The sequence below is a fragment of the Pseudomonas sp. P5_B2 genome (assembly GCF_056400445.1).
The window spans coordinates 1-667 of record NZ_JBFULH010001368.1; the positions used below are offsets into that span (position 1 = coordinate 1).

Genomic DNA, 667 nt, shown 5'->3' on the forward strand with positions numbered 1-667 from the left:
GACCCTGACTGCCAGACAGACAGCCCGGGCACCCGACCATCCGTGATGGTCGGACGATCCCGGCCGCCGAAAAATTCCCGATCAAAACAACAATCAACGGAGATACCTATGCTCTACGAACACGTCGACACCGCCGTCATCGATGGCGAATCCCTGCCCTGGATTCCGTTTACCCCGTATGCGGACAACGTGCTGCTCAAATACTTMAAGCTCGACCCGATTCGTGGCGAATGGATCGTCATGATGAAGGCGCCGATCGACATGCAGCTGCCCAAGCACCACCACACGGGCACGGTGATGGTCTACACCTTCGAAGGTCAGTGGAAGTACAAGGAGCACGACTGGGTCRCCGGCCCGGGCAGCATCGTCTACGAGACGGCCGGGTCGACTCACACCCCGGAAGTCGTCAGCACCGGCAATGGCGACGGCTATGTGCTGACCCTGGTCCAGGTCAATGGCGACCTTGCGTTTGTCGATGACAACGACAACATCGTCGCGCTGGAAAACTGGAAGTCCGGGCTCAAGCGTTATCTCGCCTACTGCGAGCTGCATGACATCCAGCCGAAAGATCTCACGGCATTCAACTGATCCGGTTCCAGCAACGCTCCCGGCACGCCCCGATTCACGGGGCCGCCGGGACGGTTACCTGATCACCAACATCCAGGGG

The 667-nt window shown here is 59.5% G+C and carries 1 protein-coding gene; it reads left to right on the top strand.

From position 1 onward, the window contains the following. The first annotated feature begins 108 nt into the window (after positions 1 to 108). A complete protein-coding gene (locus AC1DRJ_RS31265; protein WP_477805508.1) occupies positions 109 to 588 on the top strand; it encodes a 2,4'-dihydroxyacetophenone dioxygenase family protein in 480 nt (159 codons plus the stop codon). The last annotated feature ends 79 nt before the right edge of the window (positions 589 to 667 follow it).